Source organism: Mycobacterium sp. (genome assembly GCF_032159565.1).
Lineage (GTDB): Bacteria > Actinomycetota > Actinomycetes > Mycobacteriales > Mycobacteriaceae > Mycobacterium.
The window spans coordinates 1-18,490 of record NZ_JAVHWR010000024.1; the positions used below are offsets into that span (position 1 = coordinate 1).

The 18,490-nt window shown below is 65.4% G+C and carries 16 protein-coding genes, 1 rRNA gene and 1 pseudogene; 4 read left to right on the plus strand and 14 right to left on the minus strand.

The features are described from left to right. Both QOC76_RS02875 and QOC76_RS02880 read right to left on the minus strand, forming a co-directional pair. Positions 1-154 (minus strand): annotated as a pseudogene (locus tag QOC76_RS02875) (SRPBCC family protein); the annotation flags it as partial. Continuing rightward, positions 135-1,904: a thiamine pyrophosphate-binding protein gene (locus QOC76_RS02880; protein WP_526353974.1), complete on the minus strand. Its 1,770-nt coding sequence runs from the start codon at positions 1,902-1,904 to the stop codon at positions 135-137. The gene QOC76_RS02880 and the pseudogene QOC76_RS02875, both read right to left, overlap by 20 nt. 728 nt (positions 1,905-2,632) lie before the next feature. On the opposite strand from QOC76_RS02880, the gene QOC76_RS02885 reads away from it, so the two are divergent. The 4 genes from QOC76_RS02885 to QOC76_RS02900 all read left to right on the plus strand — a co-directional run bounded on the left by QOC76_RS02885 (position 2,633) and on the right by QOC76_RS02900 (position 6,936). Next, the gene (locus QOC76_RS02885) at positions 2,633-3,166 is read left to right on the plus strand and encodes a hypothetical protein (RefSeq protein WP_526353976.1); all 534 of its coding nucleotides are present in this window, start codon (positions 2,633-2,635) and stop codon (positions 3,164-3,166) included. Continuing rightward, positions 3,163-4,554 carry a cytochrome P450 gene (locus QOC76_RS02890; protein ID WP_526353978.1) on the plus strand — a complete coding sequence of 464 codons (1,392 nt, stop codon included), beginning with the start codon at positions 3,163-3,165 and terminating at the stop codon, positions 4,552-4,554. The genes QOC76_RS02885 and QOC76_RS02890 overlap by 4 nt, the downstream gene beginning before the upstream one ends. Positions 4,555-4,612: 58 nt before the next feature. Continuing rightward, entirely contained in the window at positions 4,613-5,317 is a 705-nt protein-coding gene (locus QOC76_RS02895) for an O-methyltransferase (protein ID WP_526353980.1), read from the plus strand. Between the two features lie 275 nt (positions 5,318-5,592). Beyond that, a complete protein-coding gene (locus tag QOC76_RS02900; protein WP_526353982.1) occupies positions 5,593-6,936 on the plus strand; it encodes an FAD-binding oxidoreductase in 1,344 nt (447 codons plus the stop codon). A 31-nt stretch (positions 6,937-6,967) separates the two neighbouring features. Here QOC76_RS02900 and xerD read toward each other — a convergent pair whose 3' ends face one another. The 12 genes from xerD to rrf form a co-directional block, all read right to left on the minus strand. Beyond that, positions 6,968-7,918 carry a site-specific tyrosine recombinase XerD gene (gene xerD, locus QOC76_RS02905; RefSeq protein WP_526353984.1) on the minus strand — a complete coding sequence of 317 codons (951 nt, stop codon included), beginning with the start codon at positions 7,916-7,918 and terminating at the stop codon, positions 6,968-6,970. Continuing rightward, positions 7,915-8,538, minus strand: coding sequence for an NUDIX domain-containing protein (locus QOC76_RS02910; protein ID WP_526353986.1), 624 nt, complete (start codon positions 8,536-8,538; stop codon positions 7,915-7,917). The genes xerD and QOC76_RS02910 overlap by 4 nt, the downstream gene beginning before the upstream one ends. Then, positions 8,531-10,306, minus strand: coding sequence for a CTP synthase (gene pyrG / locus QOC76_RS02915; protein ID WP_526353988.1), 1,776 nt, complete (start codon positions 10,304-10,306; stop codon positions 8,531-8,533). The genes QOC76_RS02910 and pyrG overlap by 8 nt, the downstream gene beginning before the upstream one ends. 144 nt (positions 10,307-10,450) lie before the next feature. Further along, positions 10,451-11,389, minus strand: a complete 939-nt coding sequence (locus QOC76_RS02920; RefSeq protein ID WP_526353990.1) for a copper transporter — start codon at positions 11,387-11,389, stop codon at positions 10,451-10,453. Between the two features lie 11 nt (positions 11,390-11,400). Continuing rightward, on the minus strand, positions 11,401-12,585 hold the full coding sequence (gene steA, locus QOC76_RS02925) for a putative cytokinetic ring protein SteA (RefSeq protein WP_526353992.1): 1,185 nt from the start codon (positions 12,583-12,585) through the stop codon (positions 11,401-11,403). Between the two features lie 91 nt (positions 12,586-12,676). Beyond that, positions 12,677-14,437 carry a DNA repair protein RecN gene (gene recN / locus QOC76_RS02930; RefSeq protein WP_526354004.1) on the minus strand — a complete coding sequence of 587 codons (1,761 nt, stop codon included), beginning with the start codon at positions 14,435-14,437 and terminating at the stop codon, positions 12,677-12,679. Continuing rightward, entirely contained in the window at positions 14,437-15,357 is a 921-nt protein-coding gene (locus QOC76_RS02935; RefSeq protein ID WP_526353994.1) for an NAD kinase, read from the minus strand. Before QOC76_RS02935 ends, recN begins: the two co-directional genes overlap by 1 nt. Continuing rightward, positions 15,354-16,163: a TlyA family RNA methyltransferase gene (locus QOC76_RS02940; protein ID WP_526353996.1), complete on the minus strand. Its 810-nt coding sequence runs from the start codon at positions 16,161-16,163 to the stop codon at positions 15,354-15,356. Before QOC76_RS02940 ends, QOC76_RS02935 begins: the two co-directional genes overlap by 4 nt. A gap of 6 nt (positions 16,164-16,169) precedes the next feature. Next, positions 16,170-16,367, minus strand: coding sequence for a hypothetical protein (locus tag QOC76_RS02945; RefSeq protein WP_526353998.1), 198 nt, complete (start codon positions 16,365-16,367; stop codon positions 16,170-16,172). A 13-nt stretch (positions 16,368-16,380) separates the two neighbouring features. Further along, positions 16,381-17,406 (minus strand): HAD-IIA family hydrolase, encoded by a 1,026-nt coding sequence (locus QOC76_RS02950; RefSeq protein WP_526354000.1) that lies wholly within the window; start codon positions 17,404-17,406, stop codon positions 16,381-16,383. Between the two features lies 1 nt (position 17,407). After that, positions 17,408-18,235, minus strand: coding sequence for a tetratricopeptide repeat protein (locus tag QOC76_RS02955; RefSeq protein ID WP_526354002.1), 828 nt, complete (start codon positions 18,233-18,235; stop codon positions 17,408-17,410). Positions 18,236-18,373: 138 nt separating this feature from the next. Beyond that, a 5S ribosomal RNA gene (rrf, locus tag QOC76_RS02960) occupies positions 18,374-18,487 on the minus strand. Positions 18,488-18,490 lie beyond the last annotated feature (3 nt).

Sequence of the window (18,490 nt, forward strand, 5' to 3'; positions counted from 1 at the left end):
CGAACACCTGCTCATGCGGATACACCGACCGCATCATGTCCAAGATGACCGGCGTGGCCTTCTCCCGCGGCGAGGTCTCAATCCGAATCACACCCTCGATCGGATCGTTGCTGGATTCGCGAGCCGCGATATCTTCAAGCGCTGGCAGGGACATGGAACCTTCGCTCCTCTGGGGTTGATTGGCTGCTGCTCTGGGCTACGGGCTTGTTAGTTCCGAGAAATGGTGCGAAGGGCGGGATTTCGTCCGCCGAGCATTCGACGCTGACCACCGATGGACCGTCTGCGTCAAGTGCGCCGGCCAATGCGGCCGGAAGGGCCCGGATGTCGGAAACCTCGACGGCGGACAGGTCCGGGAACATCGCAGCCAGCCCCGCGCCGAGGTGGCTCGGCCGGAACCGGTTGTAGCTGTATATGTCGTCGTAATAGAGCTGTTCGCGGGTCACGCACATCCCGTGGGCGTTGTTGTTGAACAGGACGAACGTGACCGGCAGCCCATACTGAATGGCCGTGTGCATTTCCATGCCGTGCATATAGAAGGAACCGTCACCGGCGATGACGACGGTGCGTTGGCGGCGAGCGAAGGCCATCCCGATACCGGCGCCGAAGCTGTAACCCATACCTCCCATGCCGAGCGCCACGATGAACCGGCCTCCTCGCCGGACGGGAAGGTAGTGGATCGCGGCTGCTCCGGCGTTCCCGGCATCGACGACGACGTTGACCTCATCAGGCAGAGCCAGGTCGAGGACGCCCATCGCGTCCCGGTAACGCACACCCTTGCCCTCGTAGGGCGGGGGTTCCAGCTCAGTTCGCGGCACGCGGTCGGGAACACGCAAGCCGCGCGGCCGGCCGAGTCCCGACAACGACCGGGTGAGCTTTGCCAGAGAGGTGCGCAGGTCGTCGGTGTGAACATGGGTGCACGGCAGATATGGCGCAGCCGAGCCGATCGACAGCGTTCGGCAGCGCCCCAGCGGCTCGTCCAGGCCGGCCCGGGCGGTCATCGACATCCGTGTGCCCACCAGCAGACAGACTGCGCTTGTCTTGATGGCGTCGATGGCTCCGGGATGCCCCATCACGCCGGTTACCCCGAGCGCTGACGACGACCCGTAACCGGGCGTGCCTGCGGCGTCCTTCGCATCGGGAATACACGCGACCCTGGCACGCAGGAGCGCCCGGAGTTGCTCCAGTTCCAGTCGCGCATCGTCGCGAGCAACCTGTTCCCCGGCGATGATCGTCACCGGGCCGTGCGCGGAGCGAAGAGCCCGAGCGATCGGATGCGGGTCGCCGATCTGAGGCTGCACCCAATTGTGTTGGACGCGACCGTGGCCGTTCCGACCACTGACGGCGACATTCGCCTGCTGTACATCTTTGGGCAACAGCAGAACCGCTGGGCCGCCTGATCGCGCTGCCTTGATCGCCCTGGGAAGTGCATCGAGGATGTCAGCAGGCGCCAGGACACGTTCGCAGAAGACCGACACCGCCGAGAACAATGCCTCTGCGTTCAAAGACCCGTTTCGACCACTCGTGTCCTGGAAACTTCCTCGGCCGTCGAGTGCAGTAGCGGGCTGACCGACGAGTGCCAGTACAGGCACTCGACTGGCCAGTGATTCCCCTAGAGCAGGAATCAGGTTCAACGACCCGCCACCGGAAGTCGCCATGGCGACGCCTAGTCCAGCGCCGCTACGGCTGAATCCGTCGGCCATTGTGGCCGCGGAGAATTCGTGCTTGGCGAGTACCGCGGTGATGTCGTCGCGGAAGTACGCCGCGTCGTAGAGATCCTCGATGTTGGCGCCGTCAACGCCGAAGATGTGGCTAACTCCTTCGGCCGCTAAAACAGCGACGATGTGATCGACGACCCGATCATTGGCTGACGAGGCCGTACACGCGTCTTGTTTATGTACCACCATTTGGCACCCCCACACACCCCAAGCGATTCAACACTGAATGCGGTCTTTCAGCTCTTGAGAGGCAAACACTACAACGGCGACCGGCAAATCTTTGACATTTGTACGTTGTCGGAACGAGATTCTTCCGTAATCAACAATATTTGTTTCGTTTGCAACAAAGTTACCGCCACGGGCGGGTAAACGCGGCCTTGCTAGCAGGCAATTTGAGCAGCCGAGGCAAACGTAACTGACGAGTAACCTCCGAAAATCAGCAACGCCAGCAACGAACCCGTGGCGGCCTCAATCTCCGTTGCCCATGCATCGGCAGGCGACAGCCCGGCCGTCGGTCCCCTTCGGCGGGTCGCATGGAGTGCAGACGGCGGGGCCGGCCGATCGGGGCGACACGACGCCGGGCCTACGAATCACACCCGTGAGGTATACCGAAGAGTGCGCTTTCCAGGGTCATTAAGGTCTACAACCAACTAATATCGAACACGGAATCCGACCTGGCCGGCACAGTCGCGTGCCGGATGCCCCGCGCATGACCTGCCGTCATGGAGTGTTTACGAGCCCCGGTATCGGGCAAGGGCAGACGGCACTCGGCAGCACCACGGGCGTTTCTGGGAACGCGCTCATCGGTCGACCGTTGTCAAGTCTGGCAACTTGTGCCAGGCTCGAGCACGCAAACTTTTGAACTGTGGGGCACGTCACCCGTTTGGACTGTCACCAGCTCGAGTGAAGGGGGTGGCATGACCAATCCAGCAGGTATGCGCGCAATTCTTTCTGAGCGGGGTAACTTTATTTGCAGCGACCGCCACCTTGTTAATGACAATAATGTTACTTATCCACGAAATGCGATAAATAAACAATATTGTCGACCTAACAAAGTGTTTTTTGTTGGGCGGAATGATAATTCGGCGTCGGACTTTTCAATCCAAGAAGCGGTGTGCCGACGAGCGCTGCAGCGGAGCAATCGACAGCGACGCACTGATAGGGGCCGCGACGTGGACCTGCGCAAACCGGCCTTACGCCGGCTCGGCGGCTCACAGCCGGCAGTGCACGGCCGCGCCCACCGATTTCGCGCGCCGATATGGAAAGAGAGCAAATCTTTCTTTCATGCCACCACGCAATGGCACAGTGGTTTTCGTCAGCGACCTTTTGCTCAGCTACGGCCAGTCGAATGGTCTGCAGCCTGCTCAGCTAAAGAGAACCACTTATTGACGGAAACGAAGGAATCGGTACCCGGCGCATCGGCAAATCGATTGAATGGGTTTTCGTCATGACCGTTTCGTCGACAGCTCTAGGTCTCGGGCGGGCCATGGCAGCGGGCGTGGACCCCGTGGGCTTCTTCCGCCGCCATGCAACCGATGCCGGCCCGTTTACGCTGCGATTTCCCGGGCTCGGCGAGGTCGTCTTCTTCGGGACCGCAGCCGCAGCCCGGGATATTTTCAGTGCACCCGCCGCGGCGTCGCGCGCTCCCCTGCCCAACCCGATCGAACCTGTCGTCGGATCGGAATCCCTGATCTTGTTGTCAGGCGAGAAGCATCGCCGCGAGCGCGGACTGCTAATGCCCGCCTTCCACGGCGACCGCATCAAGAGCTATGCCGATACCTTTGCATCGGCGACGTCCGAGGAGATTCGCTCGCTACGGCCCGGCCAGTCGGTGCCCGCCTACCAGCTCGCCGTCGAGATCGCCCTTCACATCGCCATCCGCGTGGTCTTCAGCGTGGCCGAGCCGGGTCGGCGACGTCAATACGGCGACGCCATCAAGGAACTGCTGCGAGCGAATACAGCGCCGCTGATGCTGATGCCCGCCCTGCGCCGGGAGTTCGGGGGCCGTGGTCCGTGGGGGCGGTTGGTTCGCCTGCGCGATCACCTCGATCAGTTGTTGTCCGACGACATGGCGGCCCGTCGCAAGCGCGGACTCGACGGCCCCGACATGCTCGATGTGTTGCTCTCGACAACCGACGAGGACGGTCGTGGCCGCACCGTGCAGGAGATGCACGATCAGTTGAGAACACTGCTGGCGGCAGGTCATGAGACGACGGCTTCATCGCTGGCATGGGCGCTCTACCACATCTACCGCGACGATTCGGTGAGAGAACGGTTGATCGCCGAGTTGGCCGATTGCCCGTCACCGATTGAGATGGCGGCGCTGCCGTTCCTCGGAGCGGTGATCAAAGAGAGCCAGCGAATGCACCCGCCGGTGCCCATTGTGCTGCGGCGGTTGACGAGCCCGCTGAGCATCTGTGATATCGAGTACCCGACCGGGCGAGTCGTGGGTATCGCCTTGTACGCATTGCATTTCAATCCGGCGATCTGGTCAGAGCCCGACAACTTCGCCCCTGAACGGTTCCTCGACAAGCGGATCTCACCGTTCGAGTTTGCCCCGTTCGGCGGCGGGAACCGGCGATGCATCGGCGCCGCCTTCGCGGCTTCGGAACTGGCCGTGATAACCGGGACCATCCTTCGCACTCTCGAGCTGGAGATGCCCGCGCGGGAGCGTTCCGCGGCTCCGCCGCGCGGCGTGGCGCGTGGAATCGCGGTCGCGCCGGCTCGCGAAATCAATCTCACGGTGGTCAATCGTCTTGACTCGGCCCATCGTCGGGCCCCTGCCGACGCGGCGGCGCACCCCCGGCGGCCCAGTCTGTCTCACGAGAACGACCGATGAGCCTCGCACTGTGACTTGGCAGAGATCGGCGCCATTCCTGAGGTGGTCGTTCTGGCGCATGGTGTTTGGACAGCACAACATTCCGAAGACAGGCCAGATCGGTGATGGCCGCGAAGCGGCTGTCGCGGACTATGTCGTGGCGAATGCTCGGCCGGGGGACGTCGACGATGTTCTGTCTGCCATTGACCGCTTCGCGTACACCAAGTCGTTCCTCATCAACATCGGCGACGAGAAGGGTGAGCTACTTGACGCCGCCGTCCGTCGCGTTGACCCCTCTCGGGTCCTCGAACTGGGCACCTACTGCGGTTATAGCGCGTTGAGGATTGCGCGCGTCGCTCCGCGAGCGCGGGTGTATTCGGTTGAACTCGCCGCCGCCAACGCCCACAACGCGCATCGAATCTGGGCCCACGCCGGCGTGGTGGATCGCATCACTTGCGTGGTCGGCACGATCGGCGACGGCGGCGCAACCCTCGACGCTCTAGTTAACCTGCATGGATTTCGTCGCGGCTCTGTGGATTTCGTCTTCATCGATCACGATAAGGCGGCCTACCTGGCGGATTTGCGAATCATTCTTGATAAGGATTGGCTGCATCCCGGGTCGATCGTGATGGCAGACAACATGAAAATACCGGGCGCCCCGGATTACCGGGCCTACATGCGCGAGCAGCAGGACCAACACTGGAGGAGCATCGAGCACCGGACGCACGGCGAATATCAGGCCCTCCTGCCCGACAAACTCATGGAATCCGAGTACTTGGGATGACGATACGGCTGGATCTATTCGACACGGCCGCTGCGAAATACGTGGCCAACGATCGCCGGCGAGGGCAAGTGGGGCGAACGACTCGAACAGACCAGCACCTGCCCGCCGCGCAGGGGCGGCCGAGATTCTCGGTCGGCAGTCGGGAGTTCGCTACGGCGGATACCCTAAGACGCGTCAAGCGGTCGGATTTCACCGGTGACCGCTACACAACGCCACAATTACGCTAGATTCCCGATCTGGCAGCAATCCAGCCGAATTTCTGGGGGTTCGAGTTCATGGTGTCACTTCCGTCAGGGCGACAGTACCTACGCGATTCCGAAGCGTACGAGGAAGCGCGGCGCGCCACCGTCTGGAATGGGCTGGTGCCGAACCGGTTTCCCGACGTCATCGTGCAAGCCGAAGGCGTCGAGGATGTGGTGGCCGCCGTCCGCCAAGCCAATCGTGATGGGCATCGGATCAGCGTCTGTTCGGGCGGTCACAGTTGGGCAGCGAGCCACCTCCGCGATGGGGGGCTGCTCCTGGACGTCAGCCGCATCGACCACTGCGCTGTCGACGCGGAACGTATGGTCGCCGTCGTCGGCCCTGGAAAGATCGGCAGCGTCCTTGCGGCCGAACTCGACAGTCAGGGACTGTTCTTTCCCGCCGGTCACTGCGAAGGTATCTGTATCGGTGGATATCTCCTGCAGGGTGGCTACGGCTGGAACAGCCGATCGATCGGACCGGCGTGCGAGAGCGTGATCGGAATCGACGTCGTCACCGCCGAAGGCGAACAATTCTTCTGTGACGGCGAAAACAACGAGGATCTCTATTGGGCGGCACGCGGTTCGGGCCCGGGATTCTTCGCCGTGGTCACCGCCTTCCACCTACGGCTCCACCCACGACCGCCCGTCTGCGGCAGCTGCCTGTACATCTACCCTGTCGAAGTTGCCGACGAAGTGTTCACCTGGGCACGTTCCATCAGCCCACAGATCGACGATCGTGTCGAACTCCAGATAATCACCTCGCGCAATCTCCCAGCGCTGGGGCTCGATCGCCCGAGCATGGTCGTGGCATCGCCGGTCTTCGCTCAGTCCGAAGAGGAGGCGACGGAGGCTCTGTCGATCCTGGGCACATGTCCGGTGGTCGACCAGTCGTTGGTAAGGGTTCCGTATGCGACGACGGACCTGGCCGGGTGGTACGGCGCCATCATGAGCAACTATCCGAGCGGTCATCGTTACGTCGCCGACAACATGTGGACGTCGGCGTCCGCCGAGGAGCTTCTCCCCGGCATCCATCGCATCATCGACACCATGCCGCCGCCACCATCGCACTTCCTGATGTTCAATTGGAGCCCGTCAGCAGCCCGGGAATCCTTGTTCTACGGACTGGAGGACGAGTTCAATCTTGCTCTGTACGCGGTATGGGACGACCCGGCCGACGACGAGCGGTGCATCGAGTGGCCCCGGTCCAATATGGCTGCGATGTCGCACCTTTCGAGCGGAGTCGGTCTCGCGGACGAGAACCTCGGCCGCCGTCCGGCGAAGTTCGCCACCGACGGAAACATGGCCCGGCTTGATCGGATCCGCGAAAAATATGACCCGGAAGCGCGCTTCAACAGCTGGATGGGCCGCGTGTCGTGAACCGGGCCGCGTCACTGGCGGTGTGCACCCGCTAACGCGCCCGCGGGTGGGCCCCAGCCCAGACCTCACGCAGCGCGTGCACGGTGACAAGGGTGTAGATCTGCGTGGTGGTGACCGACGCATGTCCCAGCAGTTCCTGTACCACGCGGACATCCGCGCCGCCCTCGAGAAGATGGGTGGCGAACGAATGCCGAAGGGTGTGCGGAGACACCGCGGCGGTGATGCCGGCCCGCTCGGCGGCGTCCTGCAACACCTGCCACGCGCTTTGCCGCGACAGCCGTCCCCCGCGTGCGTTGAGGAAGATCGCTGGCGTGCCCTTACCGCGTCGGGCCGAGTCGGGACGACCTCGGACCAGGTAGGCGTCGAGTGCGGTGACCGCCGGACGGCCGATCGGCACCAGCCGCTGCTTTCCGCCCTTGCCGCGCAACAAAACCGAACGGGCGTGGGTGTCGATGTCGTCGATGTCGAGACCGACGGCTTCGGAGATCCGTGCGCCGGTGGAATACAGCAGTTCGAGTAGCGCTCGGTTGCGCAGCGTCAGCGGGCCGTCCGCCTCACCGTCACCGCCCGCCCCTTCCAGCAGGGCCAGCACCTCGTCGATGGTCAGGCTCTTGGGCAACCGCCTGCTGGGTGTCGGCGGCTTCACGGCGCGCGCCACGTCGAGCTCGGTGACGCCCTCCGCGGCGGCGAACTTGTGCAACCCCCGAACCGCGATCAGGGACCGAGCCGCCGACACCGCTGACAGCGGAGCGGTGCCACTGTCCGTATCGCCGCGACGCAGCGCCGCCAGGAAGTCGCTCACGTCTGTTTCGGTGACCTTGCTCAGATCATCGATGCCGCGCTCGCCGAGGTGCTCGGCGTAGCGACGCAGATCCCGGCGGTAGGAGCTCAACGTGTTCGCCGCGACGCCGCGCTCGATCGTCAGGTGATCGAGGTAACCCTGAAGCTGCTCGTCGAGGGCGGGATGAACCGAGGTCGTCATGACTGTTGCTGCCGGCGGCCGAACGCGGTCGGCCGGTCTACCCACTCGGCGTCGACCGGCCGCAACGAGTCGTAATCGCCTCGAGCGGCGTGTGCGGCGAGAATTCCGCTCACCGCGCTGCTGTTGACGATCTCGCCGCTCAAGGCCATCTGCACCGCCTCGTCGAGGGAGAACCACCGGACCACCAGATCAGCCTCCTCGTCGTGGGCGTCCGGTCTGCCGACGTCGGACAACCCTGTGGCGAGGTACACCCGGACGCTCTCGTCGCTGAAGCCGGGTGCGCTGACGAGGTCGACCAGGACGCGCCAGTTCTGCGCGGACAACCCGGCCTCTTCCTCCAGTTCGCGTCCCGCCGAGACGTGAGGCGGCTCGCCGCCCATGTCCAGCAGCCCTGCGGGCAGTTCCCACAGCCGTCTGCCCACCGCGTGGCGGTATTGATAGACCATGACGATGTTGGCGTCGTCGTCCATCGCGACGACGGCCACCGCACCGTAGTGCTCGATGACTTCGCGTCGGGCGATGTTACCGCCGGGCATCCGTACGTCGTCGGCGCGTAACGCGAAAATCTTCCCGACGTAGAGGGTTTCGGAGTGGACGGTGGTGAAGTCGTGTTCAGCCACGGGCTTCGGATTTTTCCCTGGAGCCGTCCTGCCGAACGGGCTCCATGTCATCCGAATGCTCGGCTCCGTTGGCTCGCTGCTCGGGGATCTCCACCGGCAACCGCTCGGCGGCCTTGAAGTCCAGCGCCGCACCGACGAGGGCAACGAACAGCGGATGGGGGCGCGTGGGGCGGCTCTTCAGCTCGGGATGGGCCTGAGTCCCGACCAGGAACGGATGGACGTCAGGGGCGTACTCGACGAACTCCACCAGGTGCCCGTCCGGCGACGTTCCCGAGAACCTCAGCCCGCCCTGGGTAATGCGATCGCGGTAGGCGTTGTTGACCTCGTAGCGGTGCCGATGTCGCTCGGACACCTTCGTGGTTCCATACGCCTGCGCCACAATTGAATTCGGCTCGAGTACGGCGGGGTAGGCGCCGAGCCGCATCGTTCCGCCGAGGTCCGCCTCGCCCGCGACGACGTCGCGCTGATCGGCCATGGTGGAGATGACGGGATCGGAGGTGGCGGGATCGAACTCCGCCGAGTTCGCGCCGGTGATCCCGACGGACCGGGCCGCCTCGATGACGATGCACTGCAGGCCCAGGCACAGACCGAGCACCGGCAGTCCGCGTTTGCGCGCGTAGCGGATCGCGCCGATCTTGCCTTCGATCCCCCGGATGCCGAAGCCGCCGGGGATCAAGACGGCATGCACGTCGTCGAGCACCGCCGCGGCGCCGCTGCCGGTCTCGCAGTCGTCGGAGGCGACCCACCGCATCTCCACCTTGGCGCGGTGTTTGAAGCCGCCGGCACGCAGCGCTTCAGCCACCGACAGGTATGCGTCGGAAAGGTCGATGTATTTGCCCACGAGCGCAATTCGCACGGTCTCGCGAGGCTCGTGCACCCGTTGCAGCAGGTCGTTCCACTGCGTCCAGTCGACATCGCGGAACGGCAGGTTGAGCCGCCGCACCACATAGGCGTCGAGCTCCTCACGGTGCAGCACTTTGGGGATGTCGTAAATCGACGGTGCATCCGGGGTCGAGATCACACCGTCGATGTCGACGTCGCACATCAGCGCGATCTTGTTCTTCAGCGGCTCGGGCACGTCGCGGTCACAGCGCAGAATCAACGCGTCGGGGGTGTTACCGATGCTGCGCAGCGCGGCGACCGAGTGCTGGGTGGGTTTGGTCTTGAGCTCGCCCGACGGCGCCATGAACGGCACCAGCGAGCAGTGCAGGAAAAAGCAGTTCTCGCGGCCCACCTCATGACGCACCTGACGCGCGGCCTCGAGGAACGGGAGCGACTCGATATCGCCGACGGTACCGCCGATCTCGGTGATCACCACGTCGGCCCGGTTGCCATCGGCGTCGGGTTCGGCCATTGCCAGGATGCGGCTCTTTATCTCGTCGGTGATGTGCGGGATGACCTGGACGGTGTCGCCGAGGTACTCACCGCGACGCTCCTTCGCGATCACCGTCGAATACACCTGTCCGGTGGTCACATTCGCCCAGCCGGGCAGGTTGCGGTCGAGGAACCGCTCGTAGTGCCCAACGTCGAGATCGGTCTCGGCGCCGTCCTCGGTGACGAAAACCTCACCGTGCTGGAAAGGGTTCATCGTGCCAGGGTCGACGTTGAGGTAGGGGTCGAGCTTCTGCATGGTGACTTGCAGACCGCGAGCGGTGAGCAACTGCCCGAGGCTCGACGCGGTGAGGCCCTTACCCAGAGACGAAACCACACCGCCGGTGACGAAGAGGTGCTTGGTGGCGGTTTGCGGGTGCTTGCGTAGCGCTGGCAAGAGCAACCTCCGTGACGACGGGCAGGGCGTGCAAATGGCTAACTGGGGCCTGCCGACCCACGGAACTCCACATTAACACCGACACCGACAAGCTGTCGCTGACGCGCCGTCGCACACGCGAGGAGCGAGTTGGGGACGCGCCCGCTATTGGGGGACCGTCACCGACGTTGCACCCTGCCCGTCGCCGTATTGGCCGGGCCGTCCACCGTTGATCAGGTCTTGCAGGGCCAGGACCGTGGTGATCCGCCCGGACGCGGCGTCGATGTCGTCGACCGTGCTGACCGAGGAGGTCAACGCGGGGTCGGACCTGGTAACGGCTACCGCAGCGGTGCCGGAGGCGGCCCCGTCGCGGCCTGCGACGACGGTGCCCGAACCGTGGGGAGCAAGGCCCGCAGCGAAGCGGGCCACGGTGGCCCCTTTGTTCCCCGCATCGTCGCCTAGCCCTCCTCCGGTGACGAGCAGGGCGGTGTTTGCCGCGCCGACGCGATCGGCGTAGGTGAGGAACCCGGTGTCGCGCAGCGCGGTCAGCACGGTGTCCCGCTGCTGATCGTTCACGGCGGGCACCCTGGGGTCCCGGTTGATCAAGAGAGTGATCCCCAGCAAGTCGCCGGCCTGGGAGCCCTGGTCCACCGATGTGGTGCTCAGCTGCGCCCCGGCGGGCACGATGGGCGAGTTCACCACCGAAAGAAGCTTCTCCGCGGAGTTGGCGTCGACGAACTCCTCGGTCAGTGACACGGTCCCGGTCACCGTGCCGCCGGCCTGCTCCACCATGCGGGTGAGTGCGTCGACATCGTCATCCTCGGCGTCCGGTGTGCGAAACACCGCCACGGACTTGCCCGCTATCGAGTCATGCAGAATCCGCGGTGACATCTGCGAGTCGAATTCACCGGCGGCGCTGAGCTTCTCGTTCAGTGCATTCTTCTGGTCGGTCAGGCCGTCTATCTGGTTCTGCAATTCCTGCTTGTCGTCGCGCAGGCCGGACAGCACCGTGTCGGACAGCAGTCCGGAGCCCAGGGCGACGCCGACGGCGAGGGCGAGAAAGACCGCGGCAAGCGAAATCGCGTGTGAGCGTAGTGAGATCACGCGTCAAGCTCCTAAGTAACCCAGCTCTGAACCCACAGGGAGAACCGATTCCAGTAGTCGACGACCCAGTCGACCACCGCGCCGTCGGCGCGCGACACCCACAGCGCGACGATCACTGCGATGAGCATCGCGAGCACCAGCAGGGCGATGGCTCCGCCCGAGACCCTGCTTCGGTACAGGGTGGCAACTGCTTTGGCGTCCACCAGCTTCTCGCCCACCTTGAGGCGGGTCAGGAAGGTCGAGGGATTGCTGTGCTGGCGCGAGCGGTCGAAGAACTCTTCGATGCTGGCGGTGTGGCCGGCGGTGACGATCAGCGAGGCGCCGTGGTGATCGGCAAGCAGCAGGGCAAGGTCGGCGGCCGATCCCGCGGCCGGAAACGTCATCGCCCCGACTCCCAGGTCCTGGATGCGCTCGAGGCCGGCCGCGTGACCGTCCGCGTCGGCGGGCAGCACCACCTGCGCGCCGCTGCGCAGCACCTCGGCGCTGATACGTTCGGGGTCGCCGACGATCAGTTGTGGGCGGTAGCCGCCCTTGCGCAGCACGTCCGCGCCGGTGCCGACGCCGATGAGGACCGGCTGATACTCCTTGATGAACGGCTTCAGTGCCTTCAGGTCGTAGGCCGCGTCGGGTTCTTCCGCCACGATCACGACATGACGGCGATGGAGATCGACATCGATATCGGGGATGCCGATGCCGTCGATGAGCAGAGGGCTCTCGCTGCGGATGAACTCGATCGTGTTGCCGGCGAAAGCCTCGAGGTGGGCGACCAGTCCGCTCTTGGCCTCGTGCATCAGTTCGTGGATCTCGTGGTCGGTGCGTTCGGTGCCGTGGGCCAGCCTGCGGTCGCCTGCATACACCCCGCCGTCGTACAGCCGGACCCGGGCGCCGTCCTTGATGCGCTTGAAGATTTCGGGGCCGGTCTCGTCGATCAAGGTGACGCCGTTGTTGACCAGTACCTCAGGTCCGAGGTTCGGGTAGCGGCCGGATATCGAGGGCGATGCGTTGACCACGGCGGCGATTTCGGCTTCGACCAGAGCATCCGCGGTGATGCGGTCGAGGTCCAGCGCGTCGATCACCACAATGTCTCCGGGTCCGACGCGCCGTAACAGTCGATCGATGTCGCGGTCCACCCGGGCCGTGCCGGTAATGCCCGGCCGTGGGCTGGCAGTGCGGGATAGCAGCGCTGACATCTTCATATCGGCGATTCTGTCCGGCAACCCTCAACTAGAGGTGGAGGCGCGCCGTACCACCAGCCTCAGAAGTTTCTTCTGTCACACACGTCACAGGTCAGGACACCTGCTCACGGTCCTCCTGAGCCGCGCTGAGCAGCTCGCGGGCATGAGCCCTGCCGCTGTCCGAGTCACCGAGCCCGGCGAGCATGCGGGCAAGCTCGGCGACCCGATCCTCGTCGTCGAGACGACGGACGCCGCTTGCGTTGTCGCGGCCCGCATTGTCGACGACGAGGTGGATGTCGGCATAGGCGGCGACCTGCGGCAGGTGTGTGACGACGATGACCTGGTGGCTGCGCGCCAATCGCGACAGACGCCGCCCGATCTGCACTGCGGCGCGACCGCCGACGCCTGCGTCGACCTCGTCAAAAACCATCGTCGTGCCTTCGACCGACGCGGCGAGGACGACTTCGAGCGCAAGCATAACGCGGGACAGCTCACCGCCGGACGCGCTCTTGTTCAGGGGCAGCACGTCGGTACCCCGATGCGCCGAGAATCCGAATTCAACGGCGTCGGCGCCGTCGGATCCCGCATGCACCGTTTCACCCGACGGCAATGTGATGGGCGCGGAGTCGTCCCCTCGAACGGTCAGTGGTGAAACCGCGACGGTGAAGTTGGCGTCAGCCATCGCCAGTCCGGACAGTTCGGCCGTCACCGCTTTTGCGAGTCCTTTGGCCGCCTTGGTACGCGCCTTACTGAGTCCGATTGCAGCGCTTGCTACTTCGCTTTCCAGATCCGCGACCTGACGCTTCAGGGCAGCCAACGTCTCCTCGGAAACGTCCAGTTGTGCGAGCCGCTCCCGCGACTCGCGGGCCCAGGCCAGGACACCATCGATATCCGCGGCGTACTTCCGGGTCAGAGCCCGCAGCTCGCCCTGCCTCGCCAGCTTGTTCTCCAAAGTACTTGCATCGCTGGGTAATTCGGAAAGATAGCCGCCAAGCTCGGTGGACACGTCGCCGATTACGGCCAACGCCTCCGCGAGCCGCTGCCCCAACGCCCGCAACAAGTTGTCGTCGGTGGCCTCCAGCGCCGACTTGGACCGGGCGACTTCGTGGGCCGCCGATGCGGCATCGGCGGTGTCGTCGAGAGCCCCGGCAAGTGCGGTGCGCGCGTATCGCGCGGCCTCCCGAAGTGCGTCGAGTTCGGAGAGCCGCCTGATGTCGTCAACGAGGGCGTCGTCCTCGCCGGGCCGGGGGTCGACGGCATCGATCTCACCGAGGCCGAACTTCAACCGATCCGCCTCCTGCGCCATTTCCCTTGCCCGCGCGGTTCTTTCAGCAAGGTCGCGGCGCGCCGCCAGCCACGACTCGCGCACTGTGCGATACCGCTGCAGCAGCGCACCGACGTCGGCGAAGCGATCCAGCGCGGCACGCTGCTCGTCGCCGCGCATCAGTCGCAACTGGTCGTTTTGTCCGTGCAGTGTGAGCAGTTCAGTGGTGAACGTGCTCAGAGACTTCGCGGGAACACTGCGACCACCCAGGTAGGCCCGCGAGGGGCCGGCACGGCTGACCGAGCGCGCCGCGATGACGCTGCCGTCCTCGTCGCGGTCCGCCCCGGAGGCGTCAAGAATCTCATCGATCTGGGCGGCCACCCCATCGCCGAGTTCGACCGTGCTGAACCGGCCTTCGACGACAGCGCGGTCGGCGCCCGACCGGATCCGGGTGGCGTCTGCCCGCGCACCGCCGAGAAGGTGCAGTCCGGTCACCACCATCGTCTTGCCGGTGCCGGTCTCGCCGGTCAGCACGGTCAGACCCTGGTCGAATTCCGCTGTCGCGGTGCTGATTGCGCCGAGCGACTCGATGCGGATCTCGGAAAGCACTACTGTCCGCGCCATCCCGTGACCGGCAGCCGGAACTTGCGAACCAGGCGGTCGGTGAACGGCGCGCTGTCCAGCCGCACCCACTTCAACGGCGTGCCGCAGCGCGTCACCTCGAGCCGACCGCCTGCGGGCACGATCATCTCGCGGCGACCGTCGCAGAACACTAGCGCGTCATGACCGGTCGACTCGACCTCGATCGCGATGGCAGCGTCTGGGCTGGTCACCATCGGCCGTGCGAACAATGCGTGAGCGTTGTTGGGCACCACCAGGATTGCCTCAAGGTCCGGCCACACGATCGGGCCGCCTGCAGAGAACGCCCACGCGGTGGAACCAGTCGGGGTCGCCACCAGCACGCCGTCACACCCGAACGACGAGACGGGACGGCCGTCGACCTCGAGAACGGCACCGAGAACGCCGAGCCGCGGACCCTTCTCCAGACTGGCCTCGTTGAGCGCCCACCCGCGACCGATTATTCGGCCCTCGAAGCGCACCACGACATCAAGTGTCATGCGCTCCTCGACGCGGTAGTCGCGTGTAACGACGTGCTCGAGCACCGAGTCGATGGAGTCCGCCTCGGCCTCGGCGAGGAACCCGATCCGGCCGAGATTTACACCCAGAACGGGGATCTCGACATTGCGAGCGAGCTCCGCGGCACGCAGGAACGTTCCGTCACCTCCGAGCACCAGGACGAGCTCGCACCCTTCGGCCGCGCGTTCATCGGCGTCGACCACCTCGACGTCCACTCCGATGCCACGCATGTCGGGCGTCTGCTCCACCACCCCGTGATCGACGGCTTCGGCGGACAACACGCGCAAGCCAATGCCGTTGTCGCCGAGCACTTTCTTCACTCTGCGCGCCGTCTCACTGACATCGTCGCGGCCGGTGTGGACCACCAACAGGATTTTGCGTTCGGTCGTCATTGAGGCCCCTCGGCGACGGCGAGTTTCACAGCCTGTTCGAGTTCGTCACCCGTCAGCGGATGCTCGGGCCGGGCGCGCAGGTGCAGGAAGTATTCGACGTTTCCCGAGGGCCCGGGCAACCGGCTGGCAGTGACACCGACGGTGTGCCAATTCAGTTCTGCCGCGCGGTGGGCGATCGAGAGCACGGCGCCTGCGCGCAGCGCTGGGTCCGACACCACGCCGCCTGCGCCGACTCGGCCCCTGCCGACCTCGAACTGTGGTTTCACCATAGGAACGATATCGGCGTCGTCCGACGCGCACGAAACCAGCGCGGGCAACACCGTCGACAGTGAGATGAAGGACAAATCGGCGACCACCCGCTCGACGGGACCACCGACGGCCGCCGAGGTCAGCTCACGCACGTTGGTGCGTTCCAACACGGTCACTCGCTCGTCTGACCGCAGAGGCCACGCGAGCTGACCGTAACCGACGTCGACCGCGACCACTTCGCGAGCGCCGCGATCGAGGAGCACCTCGGTGAATCCGCCGGTCGACGCCCCGGCGTCAAGGCAGCGAGTATCCGCCACTGAGATAGCGAAGGCATCCAGCGCGCCGAGCAGCTTGTGGGCCCCGCGAGAAACCCACGAGCGTTCACCGGCCGCGTCGACCGTGAGCGAGGCATTCAGGGAGACGGCAGTGGCGGGCTTGGCCGCCGGCATGCCGTCGATACTGACCCGACCGGCCCCGATCAGTTCGGCGGCCTGCTGCCGCGAGCGCGCCAACCCGCGCCGAACGAGTTCGGCGTCAACGCGAGCGCGCCGCGTCATGTGACGTCACCTGTCCGCGGTGTGCGAAGTAGCCGGACCCTTCTCGACCGACTCCAGCGCCTGAACCAAGAGGTCATGCGCCTCCTCCAACCGGGCGGCAACGCTGTCGATGTCCACCTCGGCCGAACCGGGTCCCTCGATGTCGGGCAGCTCGGCCAGCAACTCCGCGATCCGAGCGCGGATCTCGTCAGGTTCGGTGCTCATGTCGGTGTTCACGCTAGTCGATGGGGGGCTCCGCCGACGTCAACAGTGACCACCGCTCCAGCGCCTTGCGCGCGTTGTGGTCGCCTGCGACGATCTCGAAGGGCTTCCCGGCGAGGCTGGAGTTCCATACGGCATTCGCGGTGGCGCGCACCACCGTCAGGGTATCGGGTGGTTCGCTACCTGCGCTGTGCACGGTGACGAGCGACGGGCCGATCTCGATGCGCCATGCCGGGTGCGGCCCGACCCGCAAGGCGTCGGCAGGGCTGTGCAGCCCGCGTAGGTCGGCGGCGATGTAGTCGGGCCGCTCGCCTGGCACGGCGCGCACAGTTTCTTCGGCTGTACTGACACCGCTGAGCACCAGCAGAGAGGGCAGCCCGGCGGCGTTGGCGCCTGCGATGTCGGTTTCCAGCCGGTCACCGACGACCAGCGGAGCCCGAAAGTTGCCACGCGACAACGCATCTCTGAGCAGAGTGGGTTGCGGCTTGCCCGCTACCGTCGGCACTCTGTCGGTCGCGGTCTGCAGGGCAGCGACCATCGAGCCGTTTCCGGGGAGCAGACCGCGTTCGGACGGCAGCGTCTTGTCGACGTTCGCGGCAACCCACAAGGCGCCCCCTCGGATGGCGAGCGCAGCTTCGGCCAGGTCGGGCCAGGCGGTCTCCGGCGAATGTCCCTGCACGACGGCGACGGGGTCGTCCAACCACAGCCGGACCGGCTTCAGGCCGACGTTGGTGATCTCCGCGGCCAGCGATTCGGTGCCGACGACGAGGACCGACGCCGCGGCGGGTAGGCGCTCCGCCAGCAGGCGGGCGGCGCTCTGTGCACTTGTGACGACGTTGTCGGCCTCGGCGGTGAATCCCATCTCGCGCAGGTGCTGGGCAACCTGGTCGGGGCTCCGCGAGGCATTGTTGGTGACATAGAGCGTGCGAGCGGTGACCGCTGCGAGGGTGTCAACGGCGCCCGGCGTGGGTTCGTGACCGCGGAACACCGTGCCATCGAGGTCGAGAAGTAAGCAATCGTGTTCCTGCACAAGGGCTGTCACGTCAGCTGAGCTCCGTGATGCGCTCTTCGGCGTCCGTCACACCCTCGATGTCGGCGGCTGCGGCGTTGATGAACCACTGCAGAGCTTCTTCCCTCCTGTCGAGCACAAGCAGCGTCTCGGCGTAGGCGTAGAACAAGCGGGCGGCGGTCTGGCCGGTTCGCGTCCGATCGAGCTGCGGCGTCGACAGGATCGCGATCGCCTGGTCCAGCTGTCCCAGATCAGAGCGGGCGCCGGCCACAACGATGCGCAGCTCGTCGGCGTCGTCGCCGGTCAGCCCCGCGGCCTCGGGATTGCGAGCCAGTTCGATCGCCCGCTCGGGACGACCCAGACCGCGTTCGCAGTCCCCGATCAGCGGCAGCAGCGGCGACTTGCTTCCGAGCCTGCGGGCGGCCCGCAGTTCGGCGAGCGCCTGCGCCCAGTCACCGCACCTGTAGGCGGCGATGCCGACGGCTTCGCGCACTGCCGCGATCCGGCCGGAACGGTCCCTGGCGGCGCGGGCATGCTCGAGCGCGGCCTCGGGATCCTCGTCGATGAGTTCGCCGGCCGCAACCAGGTGGCGTGCGACGAAGTCAGCGGTGTTGCGGTCCAGCGTGGTGAGCTCGCGGCGAACCTCCGGCGACAGCTGTCGAGCCTCGATGTCCGACGACAATGCAGGCCCGATCCGTTCGGGCGATGACTCCGGTGCGTTGCCGGGCTGGTTGCGGCGTGCGCGGTTGGGCCCGGACGAGCGCGGCGCCATCCGCTGACGAGGCTGCCGCCGCGGTCCGCTGTTGCCATCGGAACCGCGCGGACGCCGTTCGTCGCTGCTGCCATGCCTGTCCTGCGCCACGTAACTATTTCTACCCTGTCTCGTTTCCGGATGAAATCCGGCAATTCCCGGTGCAATTCCCGTGCAATTCAATTCGGCAATTTGCGCCACATATAGAATCACCCCCCACGCAATTGTGGGGGGTGATCCTGATGTTGTGTTCGGCGGTGTCCTACTTTTCCACCCGGGTTGGGTAGTATCATCGGCGCTGGCAGGCTTAGCTTCCGGGTTCGGGATGGGTCCGGGCGTTTCCCTGTCGCTATTTCCGCCGTAACT

Bases quoted from the DNA above. Each gene is read 5' to 3' on its own strand.
- QOC76_RS02880 (WP_526353974.1), bottom strand. From the start codon at position 1,904: ATGGTGGTACATAAACAAGACGCGTGTACGGCCTCGTCAGCCAATGAT.
- QOC76_RS02885 (WP_526353976.1), top strand. From the start codon at position 2,633: ATGACCAATCCAGCAGGTATGCGCGCAATTCTTTCTGAGCGGGGTAAC.
- QOC76_RS02890 (WP_526353978.1), top strand. From the start codon at position 3,163: ATGACCGTTTCGTCGACAGCTCTAGGTCTCGGGCGGGCCATGGCAGCG.
- QOC76_RS02895 (WP_526353980.1), top strand. From the start codon at position 4,613: ATGGTGTTTGGACAGCACAACATTCCGAAGACAGGCCAGATCGGTGAT.
- QOC76_RS02900 (WP_526353982.1), top strand. From the start codon at position 5,593: ATGGTGTCACTTCCGTCAGGGCGACAGTACCTACGCGATTCCGAAGCG.
- xerD (WP_526353984.1), bottom strand. From the start codon at position 7,918: ATGACGACCTCGGTTCATCCCGCCCTCGACGAGCAGCTTCAGGGTTAC.
- steA (WP_526353992.1), bottom strand. From the start codon at position 12,585: ATGAAGATGTCAGCGCTGCTATCCCGCACTGCCAGCCCACGGCCGGGC.
- QOC76_RS02935 (WP_526353994.1), bottom strand. From the start codon at position 15,357: ATGACGACCGAACGCAAAATCCTGTTGGTGGTCCACACCGGCCGCGAC.
- QOC76_RS02940 (WP_526353996.1), bottom strand. From the start codon at position 16,163: ATGACGCGGCGCGCTCGCGTTGACGCCGAACTCGTTCGGCGCGGGTTG.
- QOC76_RS02945 (WP_526353998.1), bottom strand. From the start codon at position 16,367: ATGAGCACCGAACCTGACGAGATCCGCGCTCGGATCGCGGAGTTGCTG.